Annotated in this window: 17 protein-coding genes; 12 read left to right on the forward strand and 5 right to left on the reverse strand. The window is 67.0% G+C overall.

Features of this window, described 5'->3' with window-relative positions:
- Positions 1 to 2: 2 nt before the first annotated feature.
- The 3 genes from ybiB (at position 3) to RQI28_RS19200 (ending at position 2,489) form a co-directional block, all read left to right on the forward strand.
- Entirely contained in the window at positions 3 to 926 is a 924-nt protein-coding gene (gene ybiB / locus RQI28_RS19190; protein ID WP_311224256.1) for a DNA-binding protein YbiB, read from the forward strand.
- Positions 923 to 1,762 carry a uroporphyrinogen-III C-methyltransferase gene (cobA, locus tag RQI28_RS19195; RefSeq protein ID WP_311224255.1) on the forward strand — a complete coding sequence of 280 codons (840 nt, stop codon included), beginning with the start codon at positions 923 to 925 and terminating at the stop codon, positions 1,760 to 1,762. The genes ybiB and cobA overlap by 4 nt, the downstream gene beginning before the upstream one ends.
- A gap of 85 nt (positions 1,763 to 1,847) precedes the next feature.
- Positions 1,848 to 2,489, forward strand: coding sequence for a type IV pili methyl-accepting chemotaxis transducer N-terminal domain-containing protein (locus tag RQI28_RS19200; RefSeq protein ID WP_311224254.1), 642 nt, complete (start codon positions 1,848 to 1,850; stop codon positions 2,487 to 2,489).
- A 22-nt stretch (positions 2,490 to 2,511) separates the two neighbouring features.
- Here the strand turns inward: RQI28_RS19200 and RQI28_RS19205 are convergent, their stop codons facing one another.
- Positions 2,512 to 3,012: an acyl-CoA thioesterase gene (locus RQI28_RS19205; protein ID WP_311224272.1), complete on the reverse strand. Its 501-nt coding sequence runs from the start codon at positions 3,010 to 3,012 to the stop codon at positions 2,512 to 2,514.
- Between the two features lie 101 nt (positions 3,013 to 3,113).
- On the opposite strand from RQI28_RS19205, the gene RQI28_RS19210 reads away from it, so the two are divergent.
- Both RQI28_RS19210 and RQI28_RS19215 read left to right on the forward strand, forming a co-directional pair.
- Positions 3,114 to 4,238: a sterol desaturase family protein gene (locus RQI28_RS19210; protein WP_311224253.1), complete on the forward strand. Its 1,125-nt coding sequence runs from the start codon at positions 3,114 to 3,116 to the stop codon at positions 4,236 to 4,238.
- 8 nt (positions 4,239 to 4,246) lie between these two features.
- Positions 4,247 to 5,500 carry an NAD(P)/FAD-dependent oxidoreductase gene (locus RQI28_RS19215; protein WP_311224252.1) on the forward strand — a complete coding sequence of 418 codons (1,254 nt, stop codon included), beginning with the start codon at positions 4,247 to 4,249 and terminating at the stop codon, positions 5,498 to 5,500.
- A 12-nt stretch (positions 5,501 to 5,512) separates the two neighbouring features.
- On the opposite strand, the gene RQI28_RS19220 is transcribed toward RQI28_RS19215, so the two are convergent.
- On the reverse strand, positions 5,513 to 6,241 hold the full coding sequence (locus RQI28_RS19220) for a helix-turn-helix transcriptional regulator (protein ID WP_311224251.1): 729 nt from the start codon (positions 6,239 to 6,241) through the stop codon (positions 5,513 to 5,515).
- Positions 6,242 to 6,364: 123 nt separating this feature from the next.
- Here RQI28_RS19220 and RQI28_RS19225 point away from each other — a divergent pair, with 123 nt between their 5' ends.
- Entirely contained in the window at positions 6,365 to 6,730 is a 366-nt protein-coding gene (locus tag RQI28_RS19225) for an NIPSNAP family protein (protein ID WP_311224250.1), read from the forward strand.
- Entirely contained in the window at positions 6,727 to 7,116 is a 390-nt protein-coding gene (locus RQI28_RS19230; RefSeq protein WP_311224249.1) for an antibiotic biosynthesis monooxygenase, read from the forward strand. Before RQI28_RS19225 ends, RQI28_RS19230 begins: the two co-directional genes overlap by 4 nt.
- Here RQI28_RS19230 and RQI28_RS19235 read toward each other — a convergent pair.
- A complete protein-coding gene (locus RQI28_RS19235) occupies positions 7,062 to 10,292 on the reverse strand; it encodes an EAL domain-containing protein (RefSeq protein WP_311224248.1) in 3,231 nt (1,076 codons plus the stop codon). The two genes, RQI28_RS19230 and RQI28_RS19235, sit on opposite strands and share 55 nt — an antisense overlap.
- Before the next feature lie 268 nt (positions 10,293 to 10,560).
- On the opposite strand from RQI28_RS19235, the gene rpsU reads away from it, so the two are divergent.
- Together rpsU and RQI28_RS19245 are read left to right on the forward strand one after the other, a co-directional pair.
- Positions 10,561 to 10,773, forward strand: a complete 213-nt coding sequence (rpsU, locus tag RQI28_RS19240; RefSeq protein ID WP_069103317.1) for a 30S ribosomal protein S21 — start codon at positions 10,561 to 10,563, stop codon at positions 10,771 to 10,773.
- A 232-nt stretch (positions 10,774 to 11,005) separates the two neighbouring features.
- On the forward strand, positions 11,006 to 11,452 hold the full coding sequence (locus RQI28_RS19245) for a GatB/YqeY domain-containing protein (protein ID WP_311224247.1): 447 nt from the start codon (positions 11,006 to 11,008) through the stop codon (positions 11,450 to 11,452).
- Positions 11,453 to 11,535: 83 nt separating this feature from the next.
- Here the strand turns inward: RQI28_RS19245 and RQI28_RS19250 are convergent, their stop codons facing one another.
- Positions 11,536 to 12,480 (reverse strand): LysR family transcriptional regulator, encoded by a 945-nt coding sequence (locus tag RQI28_RS19250; protein WP_311224246.1) that lies wholly within the window; start codon positions 12,478 to 12,480, stop codon positions 11,536 to 11,538.
- A 93-nt stretch (positions 12,481 to 12,573) separates the two neighbouring features.
- On the opposite strand from RQI28_RS19250, the gene RQI28_RS19255 reads away from it, so the two are divergent.
- Both RQI28_RS19255 and RQI28_RS19260 read left to right on the forward strand, forming a co-directional pair.
- Positions 12,574 to 13,686, forward strand: coding sequence for a tartrate dehydrogenase (locus RQI28_RS19255; RefSeq protein WP_311224245.1), 1,113 nt, complete (start codon positions 12,574 to 12,576; stop codon positions 13,684 to 13,686).
- A 73-nt stretch (positions 13,687 to 13,759) separates the two neighbouring features.
- On the forward strand, positions 13,760 to 14,833 hold the full coding sequence (locus tag RQI28_RS19260; RefSeq protein ID WP_311224244.1) for a patatin-like phospholipase family protein: 1,074 nt from the start codon (positions 13,760 to 13,762) through the stop codon (positions 14,831 to 14,833).
- A gap of 10 nt (positions 14,834 to 14,843) precedes the next feature.
- Here RQI28_RS19260 and RQI28_RS19265 read toward each other — a convergent pair whose 3' ends face one another.
- Entirely contained in the window at positions 14,844 to 15,668 is an 825-nt protein-coding gene (locus RQI28_RS19265; protein ID WP_311224243.1) for a LysR family transcriptional regulator, read from the reverse strand.
- 8 nt (positions 15,669 to 15,676) lie between these two features.
- On the opposite strand from RQI28_RS19265, the gene RQI28_RS19270 reads away from it, so the two are divergent.
- The coding region (locus RQI28_RS19270) for an aldehyde dehydrogenase family protein (protein WP_311224271.1) at positions 15,677 to 15,981 on the forward strand (305 nt) is incomplete at its 3' end.

Below are 15,981 nucleotides of genomic sequence, written 5' to 3' on the forward strand. Positions count from 1 at the left end.
CCATGGGCATCAGCCAATACCTCAAGGAAATCGGCCGCGGCGCACGCGGCGCCAAGCCGCTCGACCGCGCGCAAGCAGCCGACTTGTTCGGCCAGGTGCTCGACGGCCAGGTTACCGACCTGGAGATCGGCGCCTTCTGCATCGCCATGCGCATCAAGGGCGAAACCGCCGACGAGATGTGCGGCTTTCTCGACGCCGTGCATGCGCGGCTGGACCGCGTGCCGGCCTGCGATGCGCCGGTCGTCGTGCTGCCCAGCTACAACGGCGCGCGCAAGCTGCCAGTGCTGACGCCGCTGCTGGCGCTGCTGCTGGCGCGCGAGGGCCTGCCCGTGCTGCTGCACGGCATGCGCACTGAAGCACGCCGCATCTTGGCATCAGATGTGCTTGAAGCGCTTGATATACCAGCGCTTATAGCTCCTGAAAAGATAGCAAACGGCACGGTGGCGCATATCCACACCGATCGGCTGCATGCGGGCCTGGCCCGCCTGCTGGCCGCGCGCGAGGTGGTGGGCCTGCGCAACCCCGGCCACAGCGTGACCAAGCTGATGAACCCCTGCGACGGCCCGGCACTGGTCGTGGCCAGCTACACGCATCCTGAATATTTCGACATGCTGTGCACCACGTTCACCACGTTGGGCATGAACGCACTGCTATCGCGCGGGCTGGAAGGCGAAGTGGCGGCCGACCCGCGCCGCACGCCGCGCTACGACGCGTTCGTCGGGGGTGTGCAACAGCTGCTGGACGAACAGCAGCCCGGCACCGCGTCGGAAGTGGCGGGCCTGCCCTTGGCAATCGACGTGCAGACCACGGCCGACTACACCCGCCGCGTGCTGGCGGGCGACCTGCCCGTGCCGGCTGCGCTGGCACGTCAGGTGGAACACATCTTGCATACCAGCACTCAAATCACGATGGAGACACGCCCATGACCCGCCCGACCCACCCTTACGACGTTGCAGGCACCTGCGCTGTGCGCGGCACCTGCACGCTGGTGGGCGCCGGCCCGGGCGATCCGGAACTGCTCACGCTCAAAGCGCTCAAGGCCATTCAGACGGCTACGGTGCTGCTGGTGGACGACCTGGTCAGCGACGAGGTTGTGGCGCATGCCTCGCCCAACGCCCGCATCGTGCACGTGGGCAAGCGCGGCGGCTGCAAAAGCACGCCGCAGGCCTTCATCGAAAAGCTGATGGTGATGGCCGTGAACGAAGGCGAAAAGGTGGTGCGCCTGAAGGGTGGCGATCCGTTCATCTTTGGGCGCGGCGGCGAAGAGGTGGAGCACCTGCGCGCCGCCGGCATCGAGGTGTCGGTCATCAACGGCATCACCGCGGGCCTGGCCGGCATGACGCTGCTGGGCACGCCGCTCACCCACCGCGAACACGCACACGGCGTGATCTTCGTCACCGGCCATGCCAAGCCGGGCGATGCTGGCACCGACTGGCGCCAGTTGGCCACCACGGCTCGCGATGCCCGCCTGACGCTGGTGATCTACATGGGCGTGAGCAGCGCACAACATATTCAGGACGAACTACTGACCGGACTGCCCGGCAGCACGCCGGTGGTCGTCATCCAGCACGTCAGCCTGCCGAACCAGCGCCACGCGGTGACCACGCTGGCCGACCTGCACGCCACCATCGAGCGCGAAAAGCTCGCCAGCCCCTCGGTGATCGTGATCGGCGACGTGGTGAGCGGCGTGGCTGAGGCGCAGGGCACGCAAGCGCCCGGCGTTGCCTCGGCTGCGCCTTTGCCGATGCGGCACGTTCGCTGACAGAGGCTATTTCGTTTCTGCATCCAGCCGCGACCCCCGTCGCACGCTGCCCATCTGACACGGTTCACATAGAAAGTCCCATCGCATGACCTCCCGCGACTCCGGCATTTCCCTGGTGAACCTGGCGGCCCGCCAGCGCATGCTGTCGCAGCGCATGGTGTTGCAGACCGTGCTGGCCACGGGCGGCAGCGCCAGTCACCTGCAGGCCGCGCGCAAGACGCTGGCGCTGTTTACCGACAGCCAGGCCACGCTGCTGGACACACCGCGCCTGCTGGACGAGACCAGCGCCCGCGCGGTGCGCGACGCCTACACCGGCCCGCGCGGCGTGGCCGCTGCCATCAACGCTTTCGCCCGCCAGGTCGAAACTACCTTGGGCCTGGCTGAAGAGGCCAGCCCCCGCGCCGAGGCCGCGCTGGCGCAGCTGGTGGCAGGCACCGACGGCGTGCTGGAAGCGCTCAACACCGCGACCACGGCCTTCGACAGCGCTGCCAAGGCGCGATCCGACTCGATGATGAAGGAGCTGTCGAGCATCGTCGCGTCCATTCAGACCGTGGCGCGCGAAGCCAAGGTGGTGAGCTTCAACGCGCAGGTGATGGCGGCGCGCGCCGGCCAGCACGGCCGTGAATTCGCCGTGGTGGCGAATGTGCTGTCGGGCATCACCAGCGAGATCGACAGCCTGTCGCTGCAGGCTGTGTCGCTGGCCGGCCGCAGCCGGGCGACTGCGTAATCGCCGTAGCGCAGCCAGGCGTTCAGCTACCCGCCTGCCCCGCCGCTTCCAGCCGCACCTGCTCGAAGCGCGCGGCCTGCTCGCGCCGCAGCTCCTTGCGCAGCAGCGCGGCAGCCCAGCGGCGGCGTTCATCGGGTGTGGAGGGCGACAGCGGCGGCACGGCCGTCGGCTTGCGCGCTTCGTCCACCGCCACCATGGTGAAAAAGCAGCTGTTCACGTGGCGCACGATCTGCGTGCGAATCTCTTCGGCCACCACCTTCACGCCCACTTCCATCGACGAGGTGCCGGTGTAATTCACGCTGGCCAGAAAGCTCACCAGCTCGCCCACATGGATGGGCTGCAGAAAGGTCACCTGGTCCACGCTGAGCGTGACGGTGTAGCAGCCCGAATAGCGCGATGCGCAGGCATAGGCCACCTGGTCGAGCAGCTTGAGCACGGCGCCCCCGTGCACGTTGCCCGAAAAGTTCGCCATGTCGGGAGACATCAGCACGGTCATGCTGAGCTGGTGCGCGGGGATGTTCATTGTCATTCGTCAATTTTAGGAGCGCACCGTGGCGGCAGCACCGCGCTGATGCGGCTTCGCTACACTCGCGCCCATTCTTTTTCAGAGGCGGCTTTCGACACATGCTCGACAAACTGAATGACTTCACGCAGAGCCACGGCGCCCTGCGGCCCGGCAAGGGCATCGTGACCGGCGTGATCGCACTGTCGCTGGGCATTCTGTGCCTGCTGGGCGTCATCGCGTTCCACTTTCCGCAGTACCTGACCACGCCGCAGCTGCGCAAGAGCTACGACGTGGACGTGATCCGCACCATCCTCTTCGTTGCGCTGGTCGTCGCGGGCGGGCTGTCGCTGGTCAACATCTTGTTCAACCGCTCGCGCTGGCTGTCGGCCGCGGCCTTTCTGCTGGTGGTGTCCGCCGCCATGATGGGCGGCCACAAGGTGCCTGTGCACGACTTTGCCGACGGCACGCCGTATATCGGGCTGGACTGGTTCATCCTCGATTTGCTGGGCAGCGCGCTCATCTTCATCTTCATCGAGAAGCTGTTCGCGCTGCGGCGCGACCAGCCCATCTTCCGGCCCGAGTGGCAGTGCGACTTCCATCACTTCATAGTCAACCACATGGTGGTGGGCTTCGTGCTGCTGGCCACCAACCTGATGGTGCACAAGTTCTTCGGCTGGGCCGCGAGCGACGGCATTCGCGGCTGGGTGCAGGGGCTGAACTTCTGGGTGGCGCTGTTTCTCATCGTGCTGGTGGCCGACCTGGTGCAGTACTGGACGCACCGCGCCTATCACGAGGTGCCGGTGCTGTGGCGCCTGCATGCCGTGCACCACAGCGTCAAAAGCATGGACTGGATGGCGGGCTCGCGCCAGCACATCCTGGAGCTGATCATCACGCGCACGCTGGTGCTGGCGCCGATCTACGTGCTCGGCTTTTCCAAGGAAGTGATCGACGCCTACATCGTCATCGTCGGCTTTCAGGCCGTGTTCAACCACGCCAACGTGAGCGTGCGCCTGGGGCCGCTGCGCTACGTGCTGGTCACGCCCAACTTCCACCACTGGCACCACAGCCAGGACCAGGAGGCGCTGGACAAGAACTACGCCGCGCACTTCGCCTTCATCGACTACGCCTTCGGCACCGCCGTCAAGAGCACCAAGCTCTGGCCAGAGCACTACGGCGTGCTGGGCGACTACGTGCCCAACGGCTTCATGAAGCAGCTGAAGTTTCCGTTCACGTGGAAGGGATAGTGGCCTTCATGAACACAGCGGACAGCGTGAGGCACTTCGACGCCGTGATCATCGGCGCGGGCGCCGCCGGCCTTTTCTGCGCTGCGCAGGCCGGCCAGCGCGGCTTGAAGGTGCTGCTGATCGACCATGCAGAGAAGGTGGCCGAGAAGATCCGCATATCGGGCGGCGGGCGCTGCAACTTCACCAACCGCGACCTGGACGTGCGCGCACCGCACAAGCACTTCGTTGGGCAGAACCCGCAGTTCGCGCGCTCGGCCCTCTCGCGCTACACGCCGGCAGATTTCATCGCACTGGTGGACCGCCACGGCATCGGCCACCATGAAAAGCACAAGGGCCAGCTGTTCGCCGACCGATCGGCCGAAGACCTGATCAAAATGCTGCTGGCCGAATGCGCGGCGGGTGGCGTGGAGCGCTGGCAACCGTGTGCGGTGAAAAATATAGCGTTTTTGGCCTCTAGCGCTGATGTATCAAGCGCAGGCAGCTATCAAATCAATAGTGACCGTGGTCACATCACCGCGCGCAGCCTGGTGATTGCCACGGGCGGGCTGTCCATTCCGAAGATCGGCGCCACCGACTTCGGCTACCGGCTGGCGCAGCAGTTCGGCATTCCGCTGGTGGAGCGGCGCCCGGGCCTGGTGCCGCTCACCTTCGATGGCGACGCCTGGGCGCCGTACGCGCAACTCTCCGGCCTGGCATTGCCGGTCGAGATCTCGACCGGGGCAAAGAAACAGCGCACCGCCTTCCTGGAAGACCTGCTGTTCACGCACCGGGGCCTGTCGGGGCCGGCCGTGCTGCAGATCTCCAGCTACTGGCAGCCGGGCACGCCACTGGCCATCGACTTGGCGCCCGGCACCGACTGGGCCGACGCGCTGGCACAGGGCAAGGCCCGCTCCAAGAAACTGATCGCCAACGAACTCGCCACGCTGGTGCCGAGCCGGCTGGCCGACACCTGGGCGCAGCAGAGCGCGGACTGGCAACGCCCCATCAACGAGGCATCGGACAAAGCCCTGGCACGCCTGGCCGACCAGCTGGCCCGATGGGAGCTGACCCCCACCGGCACCGAGGGCTACAAGAAGGCCGAGGTGACGCTGGGCGGCATCGACACGCGTGCGCTGTCGCAGCAGACGATGGAATCGACCACACAGCCGGGGCTGTACTTCATCGGCGAGGTGGTGGACATCACCGGCTGGCTGGGGGGCTACAACTTCCAGTGGGCGTGGGCTAGCGCCCATGCCTGCGCGCAAGCCCTGCCGGCGGCCTGACGAGCCATCCCATCAGTCGCCGGCCACGTCGCGCCAGCGCGCGTGGCCCAGCCAGTCGCGCAGATGGGCGGCGCCGCGCGGCGTGATGGCCAGTGCGCGCGTGCCCTGCCCGCGCAGCAGCCAGCCGCTGTCCAGGCCATGCTGGCAGATCATCGCGCCCAGCCGCCCGGCCAGGTGCATGCGTCGCTCGCTCCAGTCCAGGCAGGGGCGGCAGTGCGGGCGGCGCCCGGTGGTGCTGCCGGCCAGCGCAGCGGCGCCCAGGCCCAGGCGCTGCAAAGCCGGCGCGGCGCGATCCGTCGTATGGCCGGAGCCGGCTTCGTCATCGAACACCATCGCCCCTTCGTCCAGCAGATGGCCCGCAATGGCCACGCCCAGACGGCCAGCGATGTGGTCGTAGCAGGTGCGCGCCGTGCGCAGGGCCGCGTCGCGCGGGCCGACCACCACAGGCCGGGCTGCTCGTTCGGAGGAAGACGCCGACAGCTGCATCAAACCTTCCAGCACCCGCGCCACCTCAGGCGACGCGAGACGGTGGTAGCGGTGCCGGCCCTGCTGCTCCACACGCAGCAGCGCGGCTTCGACCAGCAGGCCCAGGTGGCGGCTGGCCGTTGCGGGCGAGATGTGCGCGGCATCCGCCAGCTCGCGGGCGGTGAGTGCGCGCCCGTCCATCAGCGCCAGCAACATGGCGGTGCGCGCGGGCTCGCCGACCAGGGCCGCCACATGCGCGATGCGGTTGGTGTTCATGGCCCGCAGTGTGCGGCAAAGCGCGGCGTCCATGCTTCGTTCTGCAGCGAAGCATGAACAGGGCTGCGGCCGCACGATGGCGTTCATTCACACCACGGCACCACTTGCCCAGGAGCGCATTGCATGACCATCACCTGCTTCATCCGCTACGAAATAGACCCCTTCCAGATCGACGCCTTTCGCGAATACGCCGAGCACTGGGGCCGCATCATTCCCCGCTGCGGCGGCCATCTGGTGGGCTACTTCGTTCCGTCGGAGGGCACCAACTACGAAGCCTGGGGCCTGATCGCCTTCGACAGCCTGGCGGCTTACGAGGCCTATCGCCAACGCCTGCGCAGCGACCCCGAGGGCCGCGCCAACTTCGAGCGGGCGCAGCGCGGGCGCTTCATCTTGCGCGAGCAGCGCAGCTTCACCCAAGTGGTCGACGGCACCTTCGGCCTGGCGGCGACACCGGTCGCGCAGACCGGTGCGTCAAGGCCCACACCATGATCGCCGTAATTTTCGAGGTGGTGCCCGCAGCAGACGGCCGGCAAACCTATTTGGACACGGCGGCCGCGCTGCGCGGCACGATGGAGACGATGGACGGGTTTGTCTCCATCGAACGCTTCGAAAGCCTGACCCAGCCGGGCAAGCTGCTGTCGCTGTCTTTCTGGCGCGATGAGCAGGCCGTGGCGCAATGGCGCCAGCGGGAAGAGCACCGCCACGCCCAGGCAGCCGGGCGCGCCGGCGTGTTTGCCGACTACCGCCTGCGGGTGGCCAACGTGGTGCGCGACTATGGCTTGCACCAGCGCGAGCAGGCGCCCGCCGATTCGCGGGCGGCTCATGACCGGGCCGCAGCGTCCTGCGGCGGCGTGGCAACCCGCTCGGCACCGTAGTGGCTCGCCCATTCAGCCAGCGCCGCCACCGGCAGCGCACGGCTGAAATGAAAGCCCTGCAGCTCGTCGCAATCCAGCGCGCCCAGCACCTGCACGGTGGCCCAGTCTTCCACGCCTTCGGCCACCACCTTCAAGCCCAGCGTATGGCCCAGGGCGATGACGGCGCGGGTGATGGCCATGTCGGCCGGGCTGGTGAGCATGTCGCGGATGAACGATTTGTCCACCTTCAGCTTGTCGATGTCGAAGCGCTTGAGGTAGGCCAGGCTGGAATAGCCGGTGCCGAAGTCATCAATGGACAACTGCACGCCCAGCGCCTTGAGCGCCGCCAGTTGCTGCTGCGCGGCGCTGGCGTTTTCCATCAGCTGCGACTCGGTCAGCTCCAGCTCCAGCCATTGCGCGGGCATGGCGCAGCGGGCCAGCAGCTGGCGCAAGTCGGGCACCAACTGTGCGTCGGCCAGTTGTGCGGCCGACAGGTTGACCGACACCGGCAGGCCCGCCAGCGCCGTGGTCGCATCGCCCGGCTGCTGCCAGCGTGCCCACTGCTCGCAGGCCTGCTCCATCACCCACGCGCCAATGGGGCGGATCAGGCCAGACTCTTCCGCGATGGGAATGAATTCGCCCGGCAGCACCTGGCCCAGCACCGGGTGGTTCCAGCGCAGCAAGGCCTCCAGCCCGGTCAGGCGGCCGCTGCGCGTGTCCACGCGGGGCTGGTAATGCAGTTCCAGCTCATCGCGCTCCAGCGCGCGGCGCAGCTGCTGCTCCATCGCCTGGCGGGCCTGCACGCGCTGATCGGTCTCCAGCGAATAGAGCCGCGCCATGTCGCGCCCGGTGGTCTTGGCCTCGTACATGGCAGCGTCGGCGCGGCGCATCAGCTCGTCGATGTCGGTGCCGTCTTCGGGGTATACGGCAATGCCTACGCTGCACGACACATTCAGTTCATGGCCTTGCACCGGATGGCTCTGGCGAATTGCCGGAATCAACCGTTGCTCCACAACCTGCAGCACCTGGGCCGGGCCTTCGACGCCCGGCATGACGATCACGAATTCATCGCCACCCAGCCGGCTGACGGTGTCGCACTGGCGCATGGCCTGCGTCAGCCTGACCGCCACCGAGCGCAGCAGCCCGTCGCCGATGTGGTGGCCCAGCGTGTCGTTGATGGCCTTGAAGCGGTCGAGGTCGATGAACAGCACCGCCACCCGCTCGCCGGTGGCGCTGGCCTGGGCCAGCGCGGCCTGCAGCCGCTGCACGCACAGCGACCGGTTGGGCAGCTCGGTCAGCACGTCGTGGTGCGCCAGGAACTGGATGCGGTCTTCGCTGCGCTTGCGGTCGGTGATGTCGATGGCGATGCCGATGTGGTTGGCCACGGCGCCGCCCTTGCCGCCTTCGCGCACGGCCGACACCATCAGCCACGCCGGATAGGTGTCGCCCGAGCGGCGGCGCAGGCGCACTTCGCCCTGCCACGATTCCTTGTCCTGCAGCGTGCAGGCGATGACGGTGCCCAGCGGCGGGTCGCTCACGTCGTCCACCAGAAAGGACAGGTCTTCGCCGATCACCTCGTAGAAGTCGTAGTGCGTGCTGCGGCAGAAGGCCTTGTTCACGCTCACGATCTTCTGGTCTTCCGTCATGATGATGATGCCCTCGGACGATGCCTCGAACACCTTGGCCCACAGCTCCAGCCGCTGCTCCATCACCTTGAGCACGTTGATCGGCGTGAAGGCCGTCAGCATGGCGTCGCGCCCCTGAAAGCGCAGACGCCGCGCCGACAGCACGGCCCAGAGCGGCTCGGCGCTGCCCTTCCAGCGCACCTCGAATTCATCGACAACGCCATGGTCGGCCAGCCGCTGGAAGAACCGCGCGCGCACGCCCGGCTCCAGCCCCCGGTGCCAGGGGTCGCGCACATTGCCGTTGAGCCACAGGCCGGCGGGCGCATTGGCATGCAGCACTTCGTGTTCGGGCACCGAGGTGACCACCATCGGGATCGGGAAGGCCTCCACCAGCTCGCGCTGCGCCTCGGCCGCACGGGCGCTGGCGGCCAGCTCCTGCTGCAGCACGCGCTCGCGGTCGAGCTGCGCCAGCATGCCGTTGAACGCGGTGACCAGCCGGCCGATCTCGTCGCGGCTCGTCCAGTGCGCGCGCAGCGTGTGGTCGCCGCTGCGCCGCACCTCGTCGGCCACGCGCGCCAGTTGCTGCAGCGGCTTGGCGATCTGCCGCGCCACCAGCGTGACCAGGCTCAGGATGCAGCCCAACAGCAGCATGGCCGTGCCCAGGTGCAGCCACATGCGCGCGAAGAGGTCGTCTACCCGGGTGAAAAGCAATTGGTCGAGCCGCAGCGTGCCCTGCTCCCAGGCGGTCTGCAGGTTGGTCAGCAGCGCGCGCTGGCGGTCGGGCAGATCGGCCAGCGCGCTGCGCGTTTCGCCCTGGGCGATGGACTGCAGCATCGCCTGAAAGTCGGCGCCTGCCGCCTTCAGGCCCTCGCGCTGCTGCTCCAGTGCAGAGCGCAACGCGGGCGAGCCCGCAATGAACGCTTGGTTGTAGTCGGAGTCGATGCCCAGCATCACTGCGTCGAGCCGACCGGCCAGCGTCAGCAACTCGGCCGACCGGTGCGCGCTTTGGCTGCCGCCCGGCCGGGTCAGAAAGCCGACCGTGTCGTGCGTGACCTGCAGCAGTTCGGGAAAGCGCAGCAGGATGAGCGACATCACGTAATAGCTGTCCAGATCGGGGTCCAGGATCAGGTTGGACTGGTTGCCCACGGTGGTGAGCAGCTCGCGCCCCTCACGCAGCAATCCACCACGGGCTGCGGCGTGTACCTGCATGGCGGCTGGCGACGCGTCGGCGTCGACGGACTGGCGCAGCAGCGCTTCGAACCGCGCTGCGGGCTCGGCGGTCTTCAGGCGCTGGTCGTACTCGGCGCGGACGGCGATCAGGCGGTCTAGCACCAGTGTGGGCGGTACGCCGTCGCCGGGCGTGAAGGCGCCCATCAGCGCATCGCGCACGACCGACGCGTAGGCGGTGCCGACGATCTCCTTGCGCGCGAAATCGATGGCCAGGAATTTCTCGTGGATGAGAATGCCCGAGACGTAGATGACCGCGGTCAGATCGAGCAGATAGATGAGCATGAGCTTGCGGCCCACGCTGAGCCGGCCCAGCCAGCTGGAAATGCGTTGCATCAGAGACATTGATTTTGAGCACAGGCGCTGTCCTTGCGCGAAATGCGGCAATGCCCGGCGCCCCACAACGGTGAAGCAAATTCCAAGCCACTGGCACCTTTTTGGTGAATGCGCAATCGGGCATTAGCTCCCGCCAAATAAGCCCGCTATAATCTCCGGCTTTGCTGGCAAACCCCGTCGGCCAATACTAGTTACAGACGGGGAACCCGCCGCGTACGGCTTTCAGGCTCGATCTCCTGACAACCCTCTGCCGGCACAATTTGGAAATATTGAGCTGATGACCACCATTCGCGTTAAAGAGAACGAACCCTTCGACGTGGCGCTGCGCCGCTTCAAGCGCACCATTGAAAAACTGGGCTTGCTGACCGACCTGCGCGCCCGCGAGTTCTACGAAAAGCCCACGTCGGAACGCAAGCGCAAGAAGGCTGCGGCCGTCAAGCGCCACTACAAGCGCGTTCGCAGCATGCAGCTGCCCAAGAAGCTGTACTAAGTACCGCTTTCGGTTTGCGTCCTTTACGGACAGCAACCGCAAAACCCGCGCTAGGGACGCCAAGCGCGGGTTTTTGTCGTTTTGAGGGTCTGCAAAAAGCCCCTCCGGCGTCGTTCCAGCACCTTGTCGTAGCTCAGCTACTGTCTGCGGCGCTGCGCCTAGCCGGAGGGGCTTTGTGCAAACCCTTCTTCTTTGCCTGATCAATCAAATCAAAAATACAAGGAAAGCCATCATGGGACTCAAGGAACAAATCACCGAAGACATGAAGACCGCCATGCGCGCCAAGGACAGCGAGCGCTTGGGCACCATTCGCCTGCTGCTGGCCGCGATGAAGCAAAAGGAAGTCGACGAGCGCGTGACGCTGGACGATGCGGCCGTGGTCGCCATCGTGGACAAGCTCATCAAGCAGCGCAAGGATTCCATTGCCGCCTTCGAAGGCGCGAATCGGCAAGACCTGGCGGACAAGGAAAAGTCCGAGCTGGTGGTGCTGCAGGCCTACCTGCCCGAGCGCATGTCGGCCGACGAAACGCTGGCCGCCGTGAAGGCCATCGTGGCCGAGCTGGGTGCAGCCGGCCCTGGCGACATGGGCAAGGTGATGGGCGTGGTCAAGACGCGCCTGGCGGGCAAGGCCGACATGGGCCAGGTGTCTGCCGCCGTGAAGGCCGCGCTGGCTGGCTGAACCTTCAGCACTACCAAAAACATAGCTGCTAGCGCTTAGCTGTCAAAGACTTCAGATAGTTTTCGTTCTGAACCGCCTGATGATCAAGCGCCAGCAGCTTCTTTTTTCATAGCATCGACTGCGGTATCCGATGCGCCCTGCCGGAAGATCTCCTGCAGGAATTCCACACACACGCGAACCTTGGCGGAACGCTCCAGCCGCGTGGGGTACACCGCCCAGATGTTGGCCTCCTGCTGCCACTCGGGCAGCACGCGCTGCAGCCGGCCGGCCTCCAAATCCGCACCCACATCCCACAGCGACCGCAGCACCACGCCGCGCCCGTCCACCGCCCACTGCACGGCCATCTCGCCATTGTTGGCCGACAGCGGGCCGCGCACCTTCACCGTGTGTTCCACCGCGCCACTGCGCAGCCGCCACACGCCGAACGGGTGGTCACGCTCCTTGATCACCAGGCAGTCGTGGGCGGACAGGTCGGCCACCGTGCGCGGCGTGCCGTGCCGTGCCAGGTACGCTGGCGCAGCGCACAGCACGCGGTGGTTGCTGGCCAGCCGCCGGGCGATCAGGTGCGGCGCGATCTCATCGCCCACGCGCACGTCCAGGTCGAACCCTTCGCCGGCCACGTCCACCAGGCGGTCGAGCACCTCCAGCCGCACCTGCAGCGCCGGGTGCCGCTCCACCAGCCGCGATAGCGCAGGCGCCAGCACGCGCCGCCCGAAGCCGAAGCTGCTGCTCACGCGCAGCAGTCCGCGCGGCTCGCGCCGGGTCACGGCCACTTCCTGCAGCAGCTGATCGACATCGTCCAGGATGCGCTGCGCCCAGTGGAAGACGCGCTCACCCTCCTCCGTCACCACCACCCGGCGCGTGGTGCGGTGCAAGAGCTTGACGCCCAAATCCTCTTCCAACAGGCGAATGCGTTTGCTGACGTAGGCGGCCGACACGCCCAGTTCGGTCGCGGCATCGGCAAAGCTGGATTTGCGCGCAACGACGGTATAGACGCGTACGTCGTCTGTGGCAGGCAGTTTATGCACGATGTGTGAACAATGAGACTACGGGGGCGGCATTGTATGAATGCGAGCACTGCACAACAATCCACTTCAACACAGCCACAGGAGCCACAGCACATGTCCGCACATCCCAACACCCTCACCAGCCTTTCCACCCGTATCGCCGTGATCTCCGGCGACGGCATCGGCAGGGAAGTCATGCCCGAAGGCCTGCGCGTGCTGCGCGCAGCGGCCGAGCGCTTCGGCATCGACCTACAAGTGACCGAATTCGACTGGGCGCATTGCGAGTACTACGCCGCCCATGGCCAGATGATGCCGGACGACTGGAAGGCCCAACTGAGCGGCTTCGACGCGATCTACTTCGGCGCCGTCGGCTGGCCCGCCACCGTGCCCGACCACATCTCTCTCTGGGGCTCGCTGCTCAAGTTCCGCCGCGAGTTCGATCAGTACGTCAACCTGCGCCCCGTGCGTTTGTTCGAAGGCGTGCCCTGCCCCCTGGCCGGCCGCAAGCCCGGCGACATCGACTACTTCGTCGTGCGCGAGAACACCGAGGGCGAATACACGTCGCTGGGCGGCATCATGTACGAGGGCACCGACCGCGAGATCGTCATCCAGGAATCGGTCTATTCCCGCAAGGGCGCCGACCGCCTGCTGAAGTACGCCTTCGAGCTGGCCCAGAGCCGCGCAAAGAAACACGTGACGCTCGCCACCAAAAGCAACGGCATCGCCATCAGCATGCCCTGGTGGGATTCCCGGGCCGACGCCATGGCCCAGGGCTACCCCGAAGTCACGCTCGACAAGCAACACATCGACATCCTCACCGCCCGCTTCGTGCTGCAGCCCGGGCGCTTTGACGTGGTGGCTGCCACCAACCTGTTCGGCGACATCCTCTCCGACCTGGGGCCTGCCACTACCGGCACCATCGGCCTGGCCCCTTCGGCCAACCTGAACCCTGAACGCACGTTCCCCAGCCTGTTCGAGCCCGTGCACGGATCGGCACCGGACATCTATGGCAAAAACATCGCCAACCCGATCGCGATGATCTGGTCGGGCGCGCTGATGCTGGACTTCCTCACGCAAGGCCAGGGCGCGGGGCGCCAGGCGCATGACGCCATCGTGAGCGCCATCGAAGAGGTCATCAAGACGGGGCCGAAGACGCCGGACTTAGGGGGCACGGCCAACACCACCCAGGTGGGTGAGGCCATTGCGGCGCGCATTGCCCAGGGTTGAAACGCCGACCCGCGCAATCGATGGCGCGTGTCGATAGACTCTCTCGTTTTCAAATGAGAGCAGGATTCACGGCATGCGCCTGACAGCTTGGTTGCGCCCCCTGGCCTATCTGGGTTTGACCGTGGGCCTCGTCGCTTGCGGCAGCGCACCGCCCGCCGCACCTTCCGCCCAGCCAGAGGCCATCACCCCATTCAACGCAACGCCGGCCACGGCCGTGGCGCCCGTGCGCATCGGCATCGCCCTGGGCGGCGGCGCGGCCAAGGGCTTCGCGCACATCGGCGTCATCAAGATGCTGGAGGCCAATGGCTTCGCGCCAGCCGTTGTCTCGGGCACCAGCGCGGGCAGCGTGGTCGGCGCGCTGTATGCCGGCGGCATGAACGCGTTCGAGCTGCAGGAAAAGGCCGTGGCGCTGGACGAAGCCAGTATCCGCGACCTGCAGCTGTCGTCGGGCGGGCTGGTATTGGGTCAGAAGCTCGAAGACTATGTCAACGCGCAGGTTCGCAACCAGCCATTGGAAAAGCTGGCCAAGCCCTTCGTGGCCGTGGCGACGCGGCTGGAAGACGGCGAGCGCACCGTCTTCGCACGCGGCAACACCGGCCAGGCGGTGCGCGCATCCAGCAGCGTGCCGGGCGTGTTCCAGCCGGTGACCATCGGCACATTCCACTTCGTCGATGGCGGAGTCGTCAGCCCGGTGCCGGTCGATGCCGCACGCCAGTTGGGGGCCGACATCGTGGTCGCGGTGGACATCTCCAACAAGGCCCGCGGCAAGACGCCGGTCGATCTGCTGGGCACGCTCGGCCAGTCGATCGCCATCATGGGCCAGAAGCTCGGCCAAGCCGAGCTGGCGCGCGCCGACGTCATCATTCGCCCGCAGGTGCTCGACATCGGCTCGGCCGATTTCAGCCAACGTGCCAGCGCCATCCTGGAAGGCGAAAAGGCCGCGCTGGCCGCCATGCCGAAGATTCGCGAGCGCGTCGCGCAACTGCAGACTGACCGCGCGCAAGCCGCACGGCTGGCGCAGCAGCAGGCCGAGCAAGCAAGGCAACAAGCTGCGCAGGCGCAGTACCAGGCCTGCCTGGACAACCGCTCGCGGCTGCAGAAGCTGGCCGGCATGGCGGGGATGGATGCCGCCTGCACGCCACCCTGAGCGCAGGCCGTCACCGCATCTGCGCCGCCTCTTCGCGCAGGCATTCCAGCAGCAGCGCGGTCACGGGCGTCACGGCCTGCCCGCGCAGCGTGATCAGGCCGACCGGCGGCAAATCGACCGGCACCGGCAGCTTCAACACCGCCACCATGCCCTGCTGCGCGCAATGCCGGGCCACGGTGCGCGCCATGAAGGCCACCGCGCCGCGCTGGTGGATAAAGCTGATCTGCGAGAAGAACGAGGCCGACTCGACGATGTCAAGCCGCGGGTGCAGGTCGTGCGCGAAGAACTGCTGCTCCAGCTTCACGCGCAGCGACGCCCAGGGCGGCGGCATCACGCAGGGCTGGGCCGCCACATCGGTCCACGATACCCGGCGCCTGGCGGCCAGCAGGTGGCCGGGGCGCACCACGGCCGCCATCGGGTCGTCGTACAGCGCCTCGGTTTCCAGATCGGGTGAGGCGTAGCCCGGCTCCAGCCGGCCCACGAACACATCCAGCTCGCCCAGCCGCAGCTTGGGCAAAAGCCGTGTCAGGTCGCCCTCGTCGATCAACACCGTCGTGCGGCTGGACCGAGCCTTGAGCCGCTCCACCGCCTGCGCCAGCAGCACAGGCGTGGCGACGACCATCGCGCCCACGCGGGTGCGGCCGCGCGCGCCGCTGGCCTCGGCAGCAATCTCTTCGCGCGTGCGGTCGTAGCCTGCCAGTACCGAGCGGGCGAAGTGCGCCACGCTGGCGCCGGCCGGAGTGGGCGCGGTACCGCGCGTGGACCGGTCGAACAGCGGCAGGCCAAAGAGGCTCTCGATTTCGGCCAGCGTCTTGGAGACCGCCGGCTGCTTCACCGACAGGAATTACGCCGCGCGACCAACGTGGCGGATCACCTTCATCTGCCCCTGGCCGGCGGGCGGCATGGCCGACCAGTCGATGCGCACACTGTGCTCGGTGGCTGACCGACCCGGCCACCGGCACCGTCATCGCCTCCGTGCCCGATTCGGGTGCTGCCGAAGCGCGGGCCGCCCTTGACGCCGCCCACGCTGCCTTCCCCGCCTGGCGCAGCGTTGCGGCCAAGCAGCGCGCGGCCATCATCAAGCGCTGGAACGATCTGGTGATCGCCCACCAAGATGACTTGGGTAGCCTCATTTCCCTGGAGCAGGG

It is taken from the genome of Acidovorax sp. WCS2018Noco2-16 (genome assembly GCF_031843945.1).
In the GTDB taxonomy this organism is placed as follows: Bacteria; Pseudomonadota; Gammaproteobacteria; order Burkholderiales; family Burkholderiaceae_C; genus Paracidovorax.

Coding starts and splice junctions, on each gene's coding strand:
- ybiB (WP_311224256.1), top strand. CDS start 3: ATGGGCATCAGCCAATACCTCAAGGAAATCGGCCGCGGCGCACGCGGC.
- cobA (WP_311224255.1), top strand. CDS start 923: ATGACCCGCCCGACCCACCCTTACGACGTTGCAGGCACCTGCGCTGTG.
- RQI28_RS19200 (WP_311224254.1), top strand. CDS start 1,848: ATGACCTCCCGCGACTCCGGCATTTCCCTGGTGAACCTGGCGGCCCGC.
- RQI28_RS19205 (WP_311224272.1), bottom strand. CDS start 3,012: ATGAACATCCCCGCGCACCAGCTCAGCATGACCGTGCTGATGTCTCCC.
- RQI28_RS19210 (WP_311224253.1), top strand. CDS start 3,114: ATGCTCGACAAACTGAATGACTTCACGCAGAGCCACGGCGCCCTGCGG.
- RQI28_RS19215 (WP_311224252.1), top strand. CDS start 4,247: ATGAACACAGCGGACAGCGTGAGGCACTTCGACGCCGTGATCATCGGC.
- RQI28_RS19220 (WP_311224251.1), bottom strand. CDS start 6,241: ATGAACACCAACCGCATCGCGCATGTGGCGGCCCTGGTCGGCGAGCCC.
- RQI28_RS19225 (WP_311224250.1), top strand. CDS start 6,365: ATGACCATCACCTGCTTCATCCGCTACGAAATAGACCCCTTCCAGATC.
- RQI28_RS19230 (WP_311224249.1), top strand. CDS start 6,727: ATGATCGCCGTAATTTTCGAGGTGGTGCCCGCAGCAGACGGCCGGCAA.
- RQI28_RS19235 (WP_311224248.1), bottom strand. CDS start 10,292: ATGTCTCTGATGCAACGCATTTCCAGCTGGCTGGGCCGGCTCAGCGTG.
- rpsU (WP_069103317.1), top strand. CDS start 10,561: ATGACCACCATTCGCGTTAAAGAGAACGAACCCTTCGACGTGGCGCTG.
- RQI28_RS19245 (WP_311224247.1), top strand. CDS start 11,006: ATGGGACTCAAGGAACAAATCACCGAAGACATGAAGACCGCCATGCGC.
- RQI28_RS19255 (WP_311224245.1), top strand. CDS start 12,574: ATGTCCGCACATCCCAACACCCTCACCAGCCTTTCCACCCGTATCGCC.
- RQI28_RS19260 (WP_311224244.1), top strand. CDS start 13,760: ATGCGCCTGACAGCTTGGTTGCGCCCCCTGGCCTATCTGGGTTTGACC.